The sequence below is a fragment of the Mycobacterium sp. NPDC049093 genome (assembly GCF_040704635.1).
Taxonomy (GTDB): Bacteria; Actinomycetota; Actinomycetes; order Mycobacteriales; family Mycobacteriaceae; genus Mycobacterium.
The window spans coordinates 374,133-387,849 of sequence record NZ_JBEZJS010000003.1 but is presented as its reverse complement, the minus strand read 5'-3'; the positions used below and the strand labels follow the sequence as shown (position 1 = coordinate 387,849).

General features: G+C 66.4%; 12 protein-coding genes. 3 read left to right on the top strand and 9 right to left on the bottom strand.

The features are described 5' to 3' along the window. The first annotated feature begins 1 nt into the window (after nucleotide 1). A complete protein-coding gene (gene tpiA, locus AB0876_RS12270; RefSeq protein WP_491839062.1) occupies nucleotides 2-796 on the top strand; it encodes a triose-phosphate isomerase in 795 nt (264 codons plus the stop codon). A gap of 45 nt (nucleotides 797-841) precedes the next feature. Beyond that, a complete protein-coding gene (gene secG, locus AB0876_RS12265; RefSeq protein WP_003880837.1) occupies nucleotides 842-1,075 on the top strand; it encodes a preprotein translocase subunit SecG in 234 nt (77 codons plus the stop codon). Nucleotides 1,076-1,138: 63 nt separating this feature from the next. Here the strand turns inward: secG and deoC are convergent, their stop codons facing one another. Further along, nucleotides 1,139-1,837: a deoxyribose-phosphate aldolase gene (deoC, locus tag AB0876_RS12260; RefSeq protein ID WP_526042085.1), complete on the bottom strand. Its 699-nt coding sequence runs from the start codon at nucleotides 1,835-1,837 to the stop codon at nucleotides 1,139-1,141. A 243-nt stretch (nucleotides 1,838-2,080) separates the two neighbouring features. Here deoC and ppc point away from each other — a divergent pair, with 243 nt between their 5' ends. Then, nucleotides 2,081-4,885 carry a phosphoenolpyruvate carboxylase gene (gene ppc / locus AB0876_RS12255; protein ID WP_526042084.1) on the top strand — a complete coding sequence of 935 codons (2,805 nt, stop codon included), beginning with the start codon at nucleotides 2,081-2,083 and terminating at the stop codon, nucleotides 4,883-4,885. Between the two features lie 10 nt (nucleotides 4,886-4,895). On the opposite strand, the gene AB0876_RS12250 is transcribed toward ppc, so the two are convergent. The 8 genes from AB0876_RS12250 to tal form a co-directional block, all read right to left on the bottom strand. Next, nucleotides 4,896-6,020: an FAD-dependent oxidoreductase gene (locus AB0876_RS12250; protein ID WP_526042083.1), complete on the bottom strand. Its 1,125-nt coding sequence runs from the start codon at nucleotides 6,018-6,020 to the stop codon at nucleotides 4,896-4,898. Between the two features lie 17 nt (nucleotides 6,021-6,037). Then, entirely contained in the window at nucleotides 6,038-7,345 is a 1,308-nt protein-coding gene (locus AB0876_RS12245) for an ABC transporter substrate-binding protein (protein ID WP_526042082.1), read from the bottom strand. Further along, nucleotides 7,312-8,604 (bottom strand): MFS transporter, encoded by a 1,293-nt coding sequence (locus tag AB0876_RS12240; RefSeq protein ID WP_526042081.1) that lies wholly within the window; start codon nucleotides 8,602-8,604, stop codon nucleotides 7,312-7,314. Before AB0876_RS12240 ends, AB0876_RS12245 begins: the two co-directional genes overlap by 34 nt. Before the next feature lie 206 nt (nucleotides 8,605-8,810). Then, nucleotides 8,811-9,188 (bottom strand): ATPase, encoded by a 378-nt coding sequence (locus AB0876_RS12235; RefSeq protein WP_491839068.1) that lies wholly within the window; start codon nucleotides 9,186-9,188, stop codon nucleotides 8,811-8,813. Nucleotides 9,189-9,403: 215 nt separating this feature from the next. Then, a complete protein-coding gene (gene pgl / locus AB0876_RS12230) occupies nucleotides 9,404-10,135 on the bottom strand; it encodes a 6-phosphogluconolactonase (RefSeq protein ID WP_526042080.1) in 732 nt (243 codons plus the stop codon). Next, the gene (opcA, locus tag AB0876_RS12225) at nucleotides 10,132-11,043 is read right to left on the bottom strand and encodes a glucose-6-phosphate dehydrogenase assembly protein OpcA (protein WP_491839070.1); all 912 of its coding nucleotides are present in this window, start codon (nucleotides 11,041-11,043) and stop codon (nucleotides 10,132-10,134) included. Before opcA ends, pgl begins: the two co-directional genes overlap by 4 nt. Continuing rightward, nucleotides 11,040-12,590, bottom strand: a complete 1,551-nt coding sequence (gene zwf / locus AB0876_RS12220) for a glucose-6-phosphate dehydrogenase (protein WP_491839071.1) — start codon at nucleotides 12,588-12,590, stop codon at nucleotides 11,040-11,042. Before zwf ends, opcA begins: the two co-directional genes overlap by 4 nt. Then, entirely contained in the window at nucleotides 12,587-13,702 is a 1,116-nt protein-coding gene (gene tal, locus AB0876_RS12215; RefSeq protein WP_526042079.1) for a transaldolase, read from the bottom strand. Before tal ends, zwf begins: the two co-directional genes overlap by 4 nt. Nucleotides 13,703-13,717 lie beyond the last annotated feature (15 nt).

Sequence of the window (13,717 nt, the reverse complement as noted above, 5' to 3'; positions counted from 1 at the left end):
CATGTCGAAAGCCGCACGCAAGCCTTTGATAGCCGGCAACTGGAAGATGAACCTCAACCACTTCGAGGCCATCGCACTGGTGCAGAAGATCGCGTTCGCCTTGCCGGACAAGTACTTCGACAAGGTGGATGTGACGGTCATCCCGCCGTTCACCGACCTGCGCAGCGTGCAGACCCTCGTCGACGGGGACAAGCTGCGGCTCACCTACGGTGCCCAGGATGTGTCCAAGCACGATTCGGGCGCCTACACCGGGGAGATCAGCGGGGCGTTCCTGGCCAAGCTCGGTTGCAGTTTCGTGGTGGTGGGGCACTCCGAGCGGCGTACCTATCACGGCGAAACCGACGAGCTGGTGGCAGCCAAGGCGGCCGCGGCGTTCAAGCACGGCATCACGCCCATCATCTGCGTCGGTGAGCAGCTTGAGGTGCGCGAGGCGGGCGACCACGTCGAGTTCTGCGTCAACTCGTTGCGCGGCTCGCTGGCCGGTCTGAGCAAGGAGCAGATCGGCCAGGCGGTCATCGCCTACGAGCCCGTGTGGGCCATCGGTACCGGGCGGGTGGCCAGCGCGGCCGATGCCCAGGAGGTCTGCAAGGCGATCCGTGGCGAGCTCGGCGACCTGGCGTCGCCGCAGCTCGCGGCCGGCGTCCGGGTCCTCTACGGCGGGTCGGTCAACGCCAAGAACGTCGGCGAGATCGTCGCGAAGGGCGATATCGACGGTGCCCTCGTCGGTGGCGCGTCGCTGGACGGCGAGCAGTTCGCCACACTGTCGGCCATCGCCGCGGGCGGACCGCTGCCGTAACCCCGGGGACCAGGGCCGGACACCGCACCCGGTAGTCTTACAGCCATGGAATTGGCTCTGCAGATCACTCTGGTCGTGACCAGCGTGCTGGTCGTGCTCCTGGTGCTGCTGCATCGTGCTAAAGGTGGGGGTCTGTCCACCCTGTTCGGTGGCGGTGTCCAGTCCAGCCTGTCCGGCTCCACGGTGGTCGAGAAGAACCTCGACCGGTTGACACTCTTCGTGACCGGCATCTGGCTGGTGTCGATCGTCGGCGTCGCGCTGCTGATCAAGTACGGCTGATATCGCGACCAACACAAAGAACCGCCCCGGTGTTCACCGGGGCGGTTCTTGTTTGGTGCTCACTCAGTAACCGGCATCCCCGTCAGATTCGGCCGCGTCGAGCAACGCGCGCGAGCCTGACACGCCCAACCGAGTAGCCCCGGCGGCGATCATGGCCCGTGCCTGTGCCAAGGTGCGCACCCCGCCGGATGCCTTCACCGCGAGTCCGGCATCACGCACGGTCCGGTGCATCAACTCGACCGCCTGCACGCTGGCGCCGCCCGTCGGATGGAAACCCGTAGACGTCTTGACGAAGTCGGCGTGGGCGGCGACGGCGGCCCGGCAGGCTCCGACGATCTCGTCGACGGTCAGGGCGGCTGACTCGATGATCACCTTGAGCACGGTCGGCGTGGGTGCGGCAGCGCGCACCGCGGCGATGTCAGCCTCGACGCGATCGAAGGCTCCCTCCTTGGCCGCCCCGATGTCGATCACCATGTCGATCTCGTCGGCTCCGTGACGCACGGCTTCGGCGGCCTCGGCGGCCTTGACCGCCGAGCTGTGTTTTCCGCTCGGGAAGCCGCACACCACAGCGACTTTGAGGCTGGAGCCAGAAGGGAGTGTCACCGGCAGCATGGACGGTGACACGCAGACCGAATAGGTGCCCAGCTCCACTGCTTCGGCGATGAGAGCTTCGACGTCGGCCGCGGTGGCCTCGGGTTTGAGCAAGGTGTGGTCGATCATCGCGGCGACCTCGGCGGCGGTCGGCGGAGTATCGCTGGTCATCGGAGTCGGATCCTTCCGTTGTGGCGGTGAGTTTCAGGCGGATTTGGTCTGACGGTCGAGCACGTAGTTCATGATCAGCGCCGCGATCAGGATGAGCCCTGTCAAGGCCGGCGTCCGTGCATACATATCCGCACTATTTTGCTCACATGAGCAGAAATCGCCGTGTGCGGCTCGGACAGTGGTTCGTCCCTGGTGTGCTCGCCTTGTGGTGCGGCCCGGGGGGGTCACGCCGATACTGAGAACATGGCCGACGCTCCCGACACCGCATTAGACCCGATCGGCGCAGTTCAGCGCACTCCGGTGGGCCGTGAGGCCACCGAGCCGATGCGTGAGGACATCCGGTTACTCGGGGCGATCCTCGGCGACACCGTGCGCGAACAGAACGGCGACGAGGTCTTCGACCTGGTCGAACGGGCCCGGGTCGAATCCTTCCGGGTTCGCCGCTCGGAGATCGACCGGGCCGAGCTGGCAGACCTGTTCACCGGTATCGATGTCCAGCAGGCGATCCCGGTCATCCGGGCCTTCACCCACTTCGCTCTGCTGGCCAACGTCGCCGAGGACATCCACCGCGAGCGGCGACGCGCGGTGCACGAGGCGGCCGGCGAGCCACCGCAGGACAGCAGTTTGGCGGCCACATATCTCAAGCTCGATCGGGCCGACCTGGCAGCGGTCGCCGTCGCCGACGCGTTGAGCGGTGTCCTGGTGTCACCCGTGATCACCGCACATCCCACCGAAACCAGGCGTCGCACGGTCTTCGACACCCAGCATCGGGTCACCGAGTTGATGCGGCTGCGCATGAACGGACTTACCCGCACCCCCGACGGCCGGGACATCGAGATCGAGTTGCGCCGCAACATCCTGACGTTGTGGCAGACCGCGCTCGTTCGGTTGGCGCGACTCAAGATCTCTGACGAGATCGAAACCGGGCTGCGGTACTACCCAGCGGCATTCTTCGAGGTGATTCCACAGGTGAACGCCGAGGTGCGGAACGCGTTGCAGGCGCGCTGGCCGGGGGAGAACCTGTTGGAGCAGCCGATTCTGCGGCCGGGAAGCTGGATCGGCGGTGACCGGGACGGCAACCCCAATGTCGATGCGGGCGTGGTGCGGCTGGCCACCGGGCGCGCCGCCCATGTTGCCTTCGCGCACTACTTCACCGAGATCACCGCGCTGGAAGAGGAACTGTCGATGTCGGCCCGGCTGGTCGCGGTCACCGCGGAGCTGACCGCGCTGGCCGAAGCCTGCCACGAGCCGGCACGCGCCGACGAGCCCTACCGGCGGGCGTTGCGGGTGATCCACGCCCGTCTGACCGCCACCGGTCGCGAGATCCTGGACGACCAGCCCGACCACGAACTCGACCTCGGCCTTGACGCCTACGCCACCCCGGAGGAATTCCTGGCCGACCTCGACACGGTGGACGCCTCGCTGCGCGGCCACGGCAGCGCGGTGCTGGCCGATGACCGGCTGAGCCGGTTGCGAGAAGCAGTGCGGGTCTTCGGGTTTCATCTGTGTGGCCTGGACATGCGACAGAACTCCGAGGTGCACGAGCAGGTGGTCGGCGAGCTGTTGGCCTGGGCCGGAGTCCATCCCGACTACGCATCCCTGTCTGAGGCGCAGCGGGTCGAACTGCTCGCGGCCGAGATCTCCACCAGACGTCCACTGATCGGCGAGGGTGCCGAGCTCTCGGAGCTGGCCCGCAAAGAACTCGACATCGTCGGTGCGGCGGCGCGGGCGGTCGCCGTCTTCGGCGCTCAGGCTGTGCCCAACTACATCATCTCCATGTGCCAGTCGGTGTCCGACCTGCTCGAAGCGGCGATCCTGCTCAAAGAAGCCGGTCTGCTCGACGTTTCGGGTGCGGCTCATGGCGAGGTGTACGCACCCGTCGGCATCGTGCCGTTGTTCGAAACCATCGAGGATCTCCAGCAGGGTTCCACGGTTCTGGAGGCCGCGCTCGCGTTGCCGGTCTACCGCAGCATCGTCGCCGCGCGCGGACAACATCAGGAAGTGATGTTGGGCTACTCGGACTCGAACAAGGACGGCGGTTATCTGGCGGCCAACTGGGCGTTGTACCGAGCCGAGTTGGACCTCGTCGAAGCCGCGCGCACGACCGGGATCCGGTTGCGCCTGTTTCACGGACGGGGCGGCACCGTCGGCCGAGGCGGCGGACCCAGCTATGACGCGATCCTGGCGCAACCGCCGGGCGCAGTGAACGGATCGTTGCGGATCACCGAGCAGGGTGAGGTGATCGCGGCGAAGTACGCAGAGCCGCGTATCGCGCACCGCAACCTGGAGACGCTGCTGGCCGCGACGCTGGAGTCCACCTTGCTCGACGTCGAAGGGCTCGGCGACGAAGCCGGCCCGGCCTATCAGGTGCTCGACGAGCTCGCTGCCCTGGCGCAACGGGCGTACGCCGAATTGGTCCATGAGACACCTGGATTCGTCGAATACTTCAAGGCGTCCACACCGGTGAGCGAGATCGGTGCACTCAACATCGGCAGCCGGCCCAGCTCACGCAAACCGACCACCTCCATCGCCGATCTGCGGGCCATCCCGTGGGTGCTCGCCTGGAGTCAGTCCCGGGTGATGCTGCCGGGTTGGTACGGCACGGGCACCGCGTGCGCGCAGTGGATCGCCGACGACGACACCAGGCTCTCGGTGTTGCAGGACCTGTACCGGCGCTGGCCCTTCTTCCGCACGGTGTTGTCGAACATGGCCCAGGTGCTGGCCAAGTCGGACATGGGTTTGGCGGCGCGGTATTCCGAGTTGGTCGACGACGAGGAGTTGCGGGCCCGGGTGTTCGACAAGATCGTCGCCGAGCACACCCGCACCATCGAGATGTACAAGCTGATCACCGGCCAGGACGACCTGCTGGCTGACAACCCGGCCCTGGCCCGGTCCGTGTTCAACCGGTTCCCCTACCTCGAACCGCTCAATCACCTTCAGGTCGAGCTGCTGCGCCGGTACCGCGGCGGTGACACCGACGAACGGGTGCAGCGTGGAATCCTGCTCACCATGAGCGGTTTGGCGACTGCGCTGCGCAACAGCGGCTGAATTGTGGTGGCTAGCCCACCAGGATGTCGGCCAACCGCAACGACACCCTGGCCCGGCGGTCGGCGTAACCGCGTGCCGCACGCTGGATCTCCGCCGTCTGTTCCGTTCGGACGCATTGATAGCGTTGCAGCGCTTCGGCGTAGTCGCTGCCGGGAGCCGCGGCGATCTGGTTGGCCAGCTCGGCGGCGTCCTGGATGGCCTGATTGGCGCCCTGGCCACCGAACGGCGTCATCGGGTGTGCCGCATCCCCGAGTAGCGCGACGCGCGCGGTGGTCCACCGGTCGATCGGGTCGCGGTCGTACACCGGATGCATGTACACCGGGCTGGTGGCGGCGCGCAGCATCCGACCGACCGCAGGGTCGAACTCGTCGAACTGACCGGCGAGTGCCTGCAGGTCCGCCTGGGCCGACCACAGGTGCTCCGGCGGCTCGTCCACTCCGAGGGTGGCGTCGACGGCCACCTGCCTGCCGGCTCGCACCGGCATGGAGATGACGTGCTTGGCGTAGTCCGCCGAATGCCAGGACCGCAGCCGGTCGTTGGGAATCTCGAGGCATTCGGCGGGGCTGACGGCTCGGAAGATCACCGAGCCGCAATAGTGAATATCGTCGTTGCTGAACATCTTCCGTGCCCGCGACCGTAGGCCGTCCGCGGCGATCACCAAGCCGGCCCGGACCACTTGGCCATCGGCGAAGGTGAGCTCGACGTGGCCGTCACGCTCGGTGATGCCGGACAGTTCGTGGCGAAGCCGCACCTGCTCTGGTCCCACCGCCGAGACCAGCATCCCGTGCAGATCCGCGCGGTGCACGGTGCGCGGAGCAAGGTCGGAGTCGGCGTAGCCGAACCGGCCGTGTTCGGCGCCGACCTCCGGCGTTGCCGCGTAGTCGGTGATCTTCTCCAACTGTCCGAGCTGATCGCGGTTCTCGAAGTACCGGGTGGCCGAGGAGATTTCGTCGAACGCATCGACAATGCCCCACTCACCGAACAATCGCAGGGTCTGCGGCGAGATACCCAGCGGGCCGCCGACCTCGCCGAGTTCGCGGGTCTTGTCGAAGATGACGGGCCGGTGGCCGTGGTGCTGCAAGGCGACGGCGGCGGCCAGGCCACCGAGGCCTGCGCCGATGATGGCGATATCCATCGAGATTCCTCTCGGGTTCATGGGATCCGGGCCAGGGCTTCGGCGTCGAGGTGGACACCGGTCAATGCGTCCGGCCGGTAGCTGGTGACGGTTCGGACATTGCAGAGCGGCAGCCACAGGCCCGATTCGACGATGCGGCGTTGGATGACATCCACGAGCTCGCGACGGGCGTCTGGGTCCGCACAGGTCAGCTGGGCGTCGAGCAGGATGTCCAGTTCATCGGCGGCGTTGCGGCGGTTCATGTTTCGCTGGGTCACGGCGAACTGATAGCGCAGTAGGTCGGGGTCGGCACCGGTGAAGTAGAAGAACCGGAAGTCGTAGTCGCCGGCCTCCTGGCGGCTTCGCAGCTCCGGGAAGCCGACATCGGCGAGGGCCAGCTCGATACCGTGTTCTCGCCACTGTGCGGCAACCTCGGTGAGGACAGCGGCGTCGACGGGGGAGAACGTGCTGTTGAACACCACGTCGAACGAAAGCCGCTGCGCGCCCGCAGTGGCGAGGAGCCGGCGGGCCGTCACCGGATCGTAGGCCAACTCGGCGGAGCAGTCCCGGTACCCGTCGGTCGTCGGGGTAAGCACCGATGAGGCGACGGAGTATCCGTGGGCATCGAGGATCGGCCGCAGCGCGGAGCGGTCGATCAGCAGCGACAGCGCACGGCGCACCGCGGGATCGGTCAGCGGGCCACGGGAAGTGTTGGGACACAATCCGTAACTGATCCCCGGGTTGTGGGTCTCGGCGAGGCGGTGGCCGTCGATCGCGCCGGCGTACAGGTCACCGGTATCGGCCTTCTCGAACATCAATCGGCGTGAGTCGTCGGTCACCCCGCCCGGGACCGGCCGCCATCGGCCGGTGCCCAGACCCTGCGCGTTGCGGATCGCCAGGTTGACGCTGGCCAGTGACCGCAGGAACGCCGCGTTGTGACGCACGAAGTGAAATGTCACAGAATCGGTGCCCGCCTCGACCGAGTCGAGCCCGGCGAGCATCGTCACCGCGGCAGGAAGTGGTGAGACCTCCTGGAGCGCAGCGATGCCGGCGAAGCTCTGCACGACGGCCTGCGGTGTCAGCGGTGTGCCGTCGGAGAAACGCCGGTCGCGGGCGATCGTCAGCTCCAGGGTCAGCGGGTCGTGGTAGTGCCACGAGGCGGCCAGCCAGGGCAGGAGCCTGCCGGTTTCCAATTCGATGTCGAGGAGGCTGTCATAGATGAGCCGGCAATATGTTTTCGAGATGCTGTTGTAGGCCAGCCGCGGGTCGTCGGTGAGCTGGTGAGTCGGCCAGCCGAACGTGAGGTTGCGCATCATCGCACCGGAGCCAATCTCGTTGCCTGCCATGCCGAACGGGCCGCGAGGGTCGCCACCACCCCGATCACCGTCACCAACACGGCTGCGCCGCTGAACAGCTCGGCGCCCAGACCGTCGATCATCGTCGCCCCGGTTGCCACTCCGATCGCCGCGCCCAGCGCCCGAAGGTAGTGGTACAGACTGGAATCGAAGGGGACCTGCGTCGAATTCGTCAACACGTTGCTGGCCAGCGAACTCCACAGGAACCCCATGGCGCAACCCATCAACGCGGCACTGCCCAGCGGCACGTGTCCGAACAGGCTCAGACCGGCCACGATCAGGAATGCCGAGCCGATGCACACCAGCCGGGTGCTCTTCGAATTGTCTCCCGGCCTTCCGAATCTCAGCATCGGGATCAGCCCGGCGAAGAACGCCATCGGCAACAGGAACAGTGCCGAGCCATAGGAATCCAGTCCACGCACCTGCTGCAGCACATACACGACCGAGAGGGTGAACACGTTGGTCGCGATGCCGGCCACGAACACCACGACCAGGCTTCCTGAGAGGACCGGGGTCTGGGACCGGCTGCGCAGAACGATCACGACGATCCCGAGCAGGATCGCCACGACGAGCAACGTCACCTTGGTATACACCGTGGTGGACCAGCCGATCTCCAGGAAGACCGCGAGCTGTACCACCGCGAGCGCCACCATCGGGGTCGCCACCCGTCCGGTCGTGGCGGTTTCGTCGGCGCCGGGTGTGGCGGGCGCAACGGCCAGCAGCGCCATCGCCGCGACGGTGGTCACCACCGTTTCGTAGGGGAACGAGCGCCAGCCCCACAGGTCGTTGAGCAACGCGGTGATCAGTGGTGAGCACAGGGCTGATGCCGAGACCACCAGACCCCAGGTACCCAGGACCGCCGAGTGATGGTCGGGATAGAACTGAGCCCGGATGATTCGGAAGATCTGGGGTGCGAGCACCGCCGAGGCGATGCCCTGCAGGAAGCGCAACGCAATGAGCACCCAGAACTCGGGGCTGAGTCCGACGGCGATACCGAGGACCGCCAAGGCGACCGAGCTGGCGAAGAACAAGGTCGTGGGTCGGCAGCGGTGCGACAGCAGGCCCGCAGGGAGCAACGCGAGACAGAACCCGGCGAGGAACGCCACGCCGATATAGGCGGCCTGTGAGAACGGGATGCCGAAGTACTCGGCAATCGCCGAGTTCAGCAGCACAGCCGACGACGAATTGGAGTAGAGGGTGTATTCGGTCAGGTAGAGCGATGCCGCAACGGCATACAGGGACGGCTTCATGACGCCTCGAAGCTGATAGCAGGAGCAAATGGGCAGCGAAGAGCTAACCCGAGATCCTCTTCAGCGGCGCCAGGCGTGCTCGATTCCAGATCGAAGCCAGCAAACTGGGTGCCAACGTCACGGCAGCGCGCACGGCACGTGCGTCTACGCGATCGGATCCGGCACCCATGGCCACCACTGTAACCGAGGTGCCGCTCGGGCCCGCCCTACAGGCCGGCGCTCTTGCGGACCCGGTCGATCATGCCGCGCACCGCGCTTTCCGTTGCGGCCAACGGAGCCATGACCGCCTCACCGATGCCGACGATGACCTCGACACGATCCACGATCGACTCCAGGCGCTCGACCATGCCGATGAGGCGAGGTGCGAGTTCATCGATGCGGGTGATGGTTTCGTTGAAGCGGTCGAGCGTGGTATCCAGTCCGCCGGTCGACCTGTTGAGGTCGACGAGGGTGCTGCTGAGATCGGTGAGCAGGGTGTCGACCTGCTCGACGGTCATATCGGCATTGAGTGCGGCCTGCGTCAGCGTCCGGATGCGCTGCCGCCCGGAGTTCGGGCGGGCGCGGCCGTCTCCTTTGTCTGCCATGGCAGACAGTATGGCCGCTGGGGAACCAAACGCGGGCCAACCGCGTCTGAATGGTTGTGCGGCGATTCTGCGAACACCGAACCCGGTCGGCTGTGGTGACCGACCGGGTCGTGCTCAACCGTCAGGTGGCCGATTACCGGGCCGGCTATGCCGAGGCCTTGGCCGACCGAACCGGCGAGCAGGAGCCCGGCTCCTCGGACGGCTAGTGGGCCGGCTCAGAGCTTGCTTGCCGCAGCCTCGTCGAGTAACCACACCGTCCGGTCGCGACCGATAGCGCCCGCGGCGGGGATGTCGACCGGATCGGCACCACCGATCGCGGCGGCGACAGCGTCGGCTTTGGCTTCTCCGGAAACCACCAGCCACACCTCGCGGGAGTTACGAACCGCGGGAAGTGTCAACGTGATTCGTCGCGGCGGTGGCTTGGGGGAGTCGGGTACACCCACCACCATCCGCTCGTTCTCACGCACTGCGGCAGTGTCGGGGAACAGTGAGTTGATGTGTCCCTCGCCGCCCATGCCGAGCAGATGCACGTCGAACTCGGGTCCGGGGGCATCGAAGTTGGCGGCCAGCAGCTGTGCGTACCCGGCGGCGGCCGCGGTGAGATCGTCACCGAATTCACCGTCGCTGGCGGCCATCGCGTGCACGTTGACGTCCGAGATCCCGACATGGTCCAGCAGTGCCTCGCGGGCCTGCTTGTCGTTGCGCTCGTCGTCGTCCTGCGGTACGAATCGCTCGTCGCCCCAGTAGACATGCACCTTCGACCAGTCGATCTCGTCGCTGCGCTCACCGACGCGCTTCAGCAGGCCGATTCCCGTGCCTCCGCCGGTGAGCACGATGTTGGCGTGGCCTCGTGCCGAGATCGCCGACGTGATTGCTCCCACCAACCGGTCTCCGGCTGCCGCCACCAGCGTGTCGGTGTCGGCGTAACGCTCGATAACAGTGCTCATACGTACTGGACCTTGTCGATTCCCGTGAGTGCGTCGTAATAGATTTCGTCGGCGTCGAGCCGGCGCAGATCCTCGGCCAGGCACTCCTTGGCTTCGCGGCGGGCCAAGGGCACCAACGCATCCGGCTTGCCGGTGCGGCTCAATACCGCCGTGACGCCGGTCTGCGGCCGCGCCAGGGTCACGGTTTCACTGGGCCTGGTCAGCTCGACCTTCAAGTCACCTGTCGTCCGGGTCACCGGCCCGTCGATGCGGTTGGCCAGCCAGCCGGCCAGGATGTCGAGCGCGGGCTCATCCTTGAGCCCGGACACGAGCGCCGAGGTGATGGGTTCGTGTGGCGGCTGATCGATCGCGGCGGCCAGCAAGGCGCGCCAGTAGGTGACGCGGCTCCAGGCGAGATCGGTGTCACCATCGGTGTAACCGTTGAGCCTGCTCTTGATGCAGGCCAGCGGATCGGAACCGTTCGTGGCGTCGGTGATCCGGCGAATCGCCAACTTGCCCAGCGGATCCTGTGCCGGGACGGCGGGGGCGAGATCGGGCCACCAGGTCACCACCGGCGTGTCCGGCAGCAGGAACGGCGTGACGACACTGCTGGCGTGGTTGGCCAGCGGACCGGACAACCGCAGCACCACCACCTCGTTGGCGCCGGCATCGCGGCCCACCCGCAGCTGGGCATCCAGCCGGGCCTCCGTGGTCAAGCGGTCCCCGGGAAGGGCCACGATCACCCGGCACGGATGCTCACGGCTGGCCCAGTTGGCCGCCTCGATCGACTCTTCGAGCACCGCTTCGGTATCGGGGGCGACGACCAGCGTCAGCACCCGGCCGAGGGTGATCGCACCGCCCTCTTCGCGCAGTGCGACGATCTTCTTGTTGATCGCCCCGGTATTGGTCTCGGGCAGATCGACAATCACGGCCGCCTCCATTCCCGGCCTGACCGGCGCAACATCTCGAACGACGATTCGGGGCCCCAGGTTCCGGACTCGTAGGTATCGGGCTTACCGTGGCTAGCCCAGTAATCGAGTGCGGGATCCAGGATCTTCCAACACAATTCGACCTCGGCGTTCACCGGGAACAGCGATGGCTCGCCGAGCAACACATCGAGGATCAGGCGCTCGTACGCCTCCGGCGACTCCTCGGCGAAGGCCGAACCGTACGAGAAGTCCATGCTGACATCGCGGACTTCCATGATGTGGCCCGGAACCTTGGACCCGAACCGCAGCGTGATGCCTTCATCCGGTTGGACCCGGATCACCAGAGCGTTCTGGCCGAGCTCGTCGGTCATCGTGGCGTCGAAGGGCAGGTGCGGCGCGCGCTTGAACAACAGTGCGATCTCGGTGACCCTGCGGCCCAAGCGTTTTCCGGTGCGCAGATAGAACGGCACGCCCGCCCAGCGCCGGGTGTCCACGTCCAGCGTGATGGCTGCGAACGTCTCGGTGGTGGACGTCTTGGAGAAACCTTCCTCGTCCAAGAGCCCGACGACCTTCTCACCGCCCTGCCAGCCTGCGGCGTACTGCCCCCGCGACGTGGTCTCGTCCAGCGGCTCGGCAAGCCGGGTCGCCGAGAGTACCTTGATCTTCTCGGCCTGCAGTTCTGCGGGGGAGAAGCTCACCGGCTCTTCCATCGCCGTCAGCGCCAGCAGCTGTAGCAGATGGTTCTGGATGACGTCGCGGGCGGCGCCGACTCCGTCGTAGTAGCCGCCGCGTCCGCCGAGACCGATGTCCTCGGCCATGGTGATCTGGACGCTGTCGACGTAGTGGGAGTTCAGTACCGGCTCGAACATCTCGTTGGCGAAGCGCAGTGCCAGGAGGTTCTGGACGGTCTCCTTGCCCAGGTAGTGGTCGATGCGGAACACCGACGACTCCGGGAACACGCTGTTGACCACAGCGTTGAGTTCCTCGGCGCTCTTGAGGTCGTGCCCGAACGGCTTCTCGATGACCACCCGGCTCCAGCTGCCCTCCGGCTTGTCGGCCAGCCCGGATTTCGACAGCTGCTCGCAGACCTGAGGGAACGCCTTCGGCGGAATCGACAGGTAGAACGCGTGATTGCCGCTGGTGCCGCGCTCGACATCGAGTTTGTGCAGGGTTTCCTTCAGCCGTTCGAACGATTCGTCGTCGTCGAACGTGCCCTGCACGAACCGGAATCCCTCGGCCAGGCGGTCCCAGACCTCTTGGTGGAAGGGAGTACGGGCGTGCTGCTGGACCGCGTCGAAGACGATCTTGCCGAAATCCTCATCCGCCCAGTCGCGGCGCGCGAAGCCCACCAGCGCGAAGCTGGGTGGCAGCAGGCCGCGGTTGGCCAGGTCGTAGATGGCCGGCATCAACTTCTTGCGGGCCAGATCGCCGGTCACCCCGAAGATCACTACCGCACATGGTCCCGCGATGCGGGGCATGCGCTTGTCACGCTTGTCCCGCAACGGGTTACGCCAGGCGGTCTCCGGCCTGTCGTTGAGCGGACTCATTTCTTGGCGGCGTCGAGTTGGCCCTGTGTCGCGTCGAGCAGTTCCTGCCACGACTTTTCGAACTTGTCCACACCCTCGTCCTCGAGCACCTTGAACACATCGACCAGGTCGATGCCGACGGCGCTGAGCTTGTCGAAGATCTCCTGCGATGCCGCTGCGGTCCCGGTGATGGTGTCACCGGTGATCTTGCCGTGGTCGGCGAACGCTTCCAGCGTCTTCTCCGGCAACGTGTTCACCGTGTGCGGCGCAACCAGTTCGGTGACGTAGAGGGTGTCCGAGTAGTCGGGATTCTTGACGCCGGTGGAAGCCCACAGCACGCGCTGCACTCGGGCACCGTCACCCTTGAGCGCCGCGAAGCGCTCCGCGCCGAAGACTTCCTCGTAGGCGGCGTAGGCGAGCCGCGAGTTCGCCACACCGGCCTTGCCGCGCAGGGCCAGTGCATCCTCCGAGCCGATCTTCTCCAGCCGGTTGTCGATCTCGGTGTCCACGCGGGACACGAAGAACGAAGCGACGGAGTGGATCTTGGACAGATCGTGGCCGGCCTCGCGGGCCTTCTCCAGGCCGGACAGGTAGGCGTCCATCACGGCCCGGTGCCGCTCCACCGAGAAGATCAGCGTGACGTTGACCGAGATGCCCTCGGCGATCACCGCGGTGATCGCGGGCAGCCCCGCCAGCGTGGCCGGGATCTTGATCAGCAGGTTCGGGCGGTCGACCGTCTTCCACAGGTCGATGGCCTGCAGGATCGTCTTGTCGGTGTCGTGGGCGAGCCGCGGGTCCACCTCGATGGATACCCGGCCGTCGACCCCGTCGGAGGCCTCGTACTGCTTGGCCAGGACATCGCAGGCGTTGCGGACGTCATCGGTGGTCACCGTGCGGATGGTGTCGTCCACGTTGGCGCCCTGCCCGGCGAGCTCGGAGACCTGGGCGTCATACGCGGTGCCCTTCGACAGCGCGGCCTGGAAGATCGACGGGTTGGTGGTGACGCCCACGACGCTGCGGGTGTCGATCAGATTCTGCAGATTGCCGGTCTGCAACCGCTCGCGCGACAAATCGTCGAGCCAGACGGATACACCCGCGGCGCTCAGCGCCGCGAGATTCGGGTTCTGAGTCATGTTCGCCTTCTCCTG

Coding starts and splice junctions, on each gene's coding strand:
- tpiA (WP_491839062.1), top strand. CDS start 2: ATGTCGAAAGCCGCACGCAAGCCTTTGATAGCCGGCAACTGGAAGATG.
- tal (WP_526042079.1), bottom strand. CDS start 13,702: ATGACTCAGAACCCGAATCTCGCGGCGCTGAGCGCCGCGGGTGTATCC.
- AB0876_RS12240 (WP_526042081.1), bottom strand. CDS start 8,604: ATGAAGCCGTCCCTGTATGCCGTTGCGGCATCGCTCTACCTGACCGAA.
- AB0876_RS12245 (WP_526042082.1), bottom strand. CDS start 7,345: ATGGCAGGCAACGAGATTGGCTCCGGTGCGATGATGCGCAACCTCACG.
- pgl (WP_526042080.1), bottom strand. CDS start 10,135: ATGAGCACTGTTATCGAGCGTTACGCCGACACCGACACGCTGGTGGCG.
- secG (WP_003880837.1), top strand. CDS start 842: ATGGAATTGGCTCTGCAGATCACTCTGGTCGTGACCAGCGTGCTGGTC.
- ppc (WP_526042084.1), top strand. CDS start 2,081: ATGGCCGACGCTCCCGACACCGCATTAGACCCGATCGGCGCAGTTCAG.
- deoC (WP_526042085.1), bottom strand. CDS start 1,837: ATGACCAGCGATACTCCGCCGACCGCCGCCGAGGTCGCCGCGATGATC.
- AB0876_RS12235 (WP_491839068.1), bottom strand. CDS start 9,188: ATGGCAGACAAAGGAGACGGCCGCGCCCGCCCGAACTCCGGGCGGCAG.
- AB0876_RS12250 (WP_526042083.1), bottom strand. CDS start 6,020: ATGGATATCGCCATCATCGGCGCAGGCCTCGGTGGCCTGGCCGCCGCC.
- zwf (WP_491839071.1), bottom strand. CDS start 12,590: ATGAGTCCGCTCAACGACAGGCCGGAGACCGCCTGGCGTAACCCGTTG.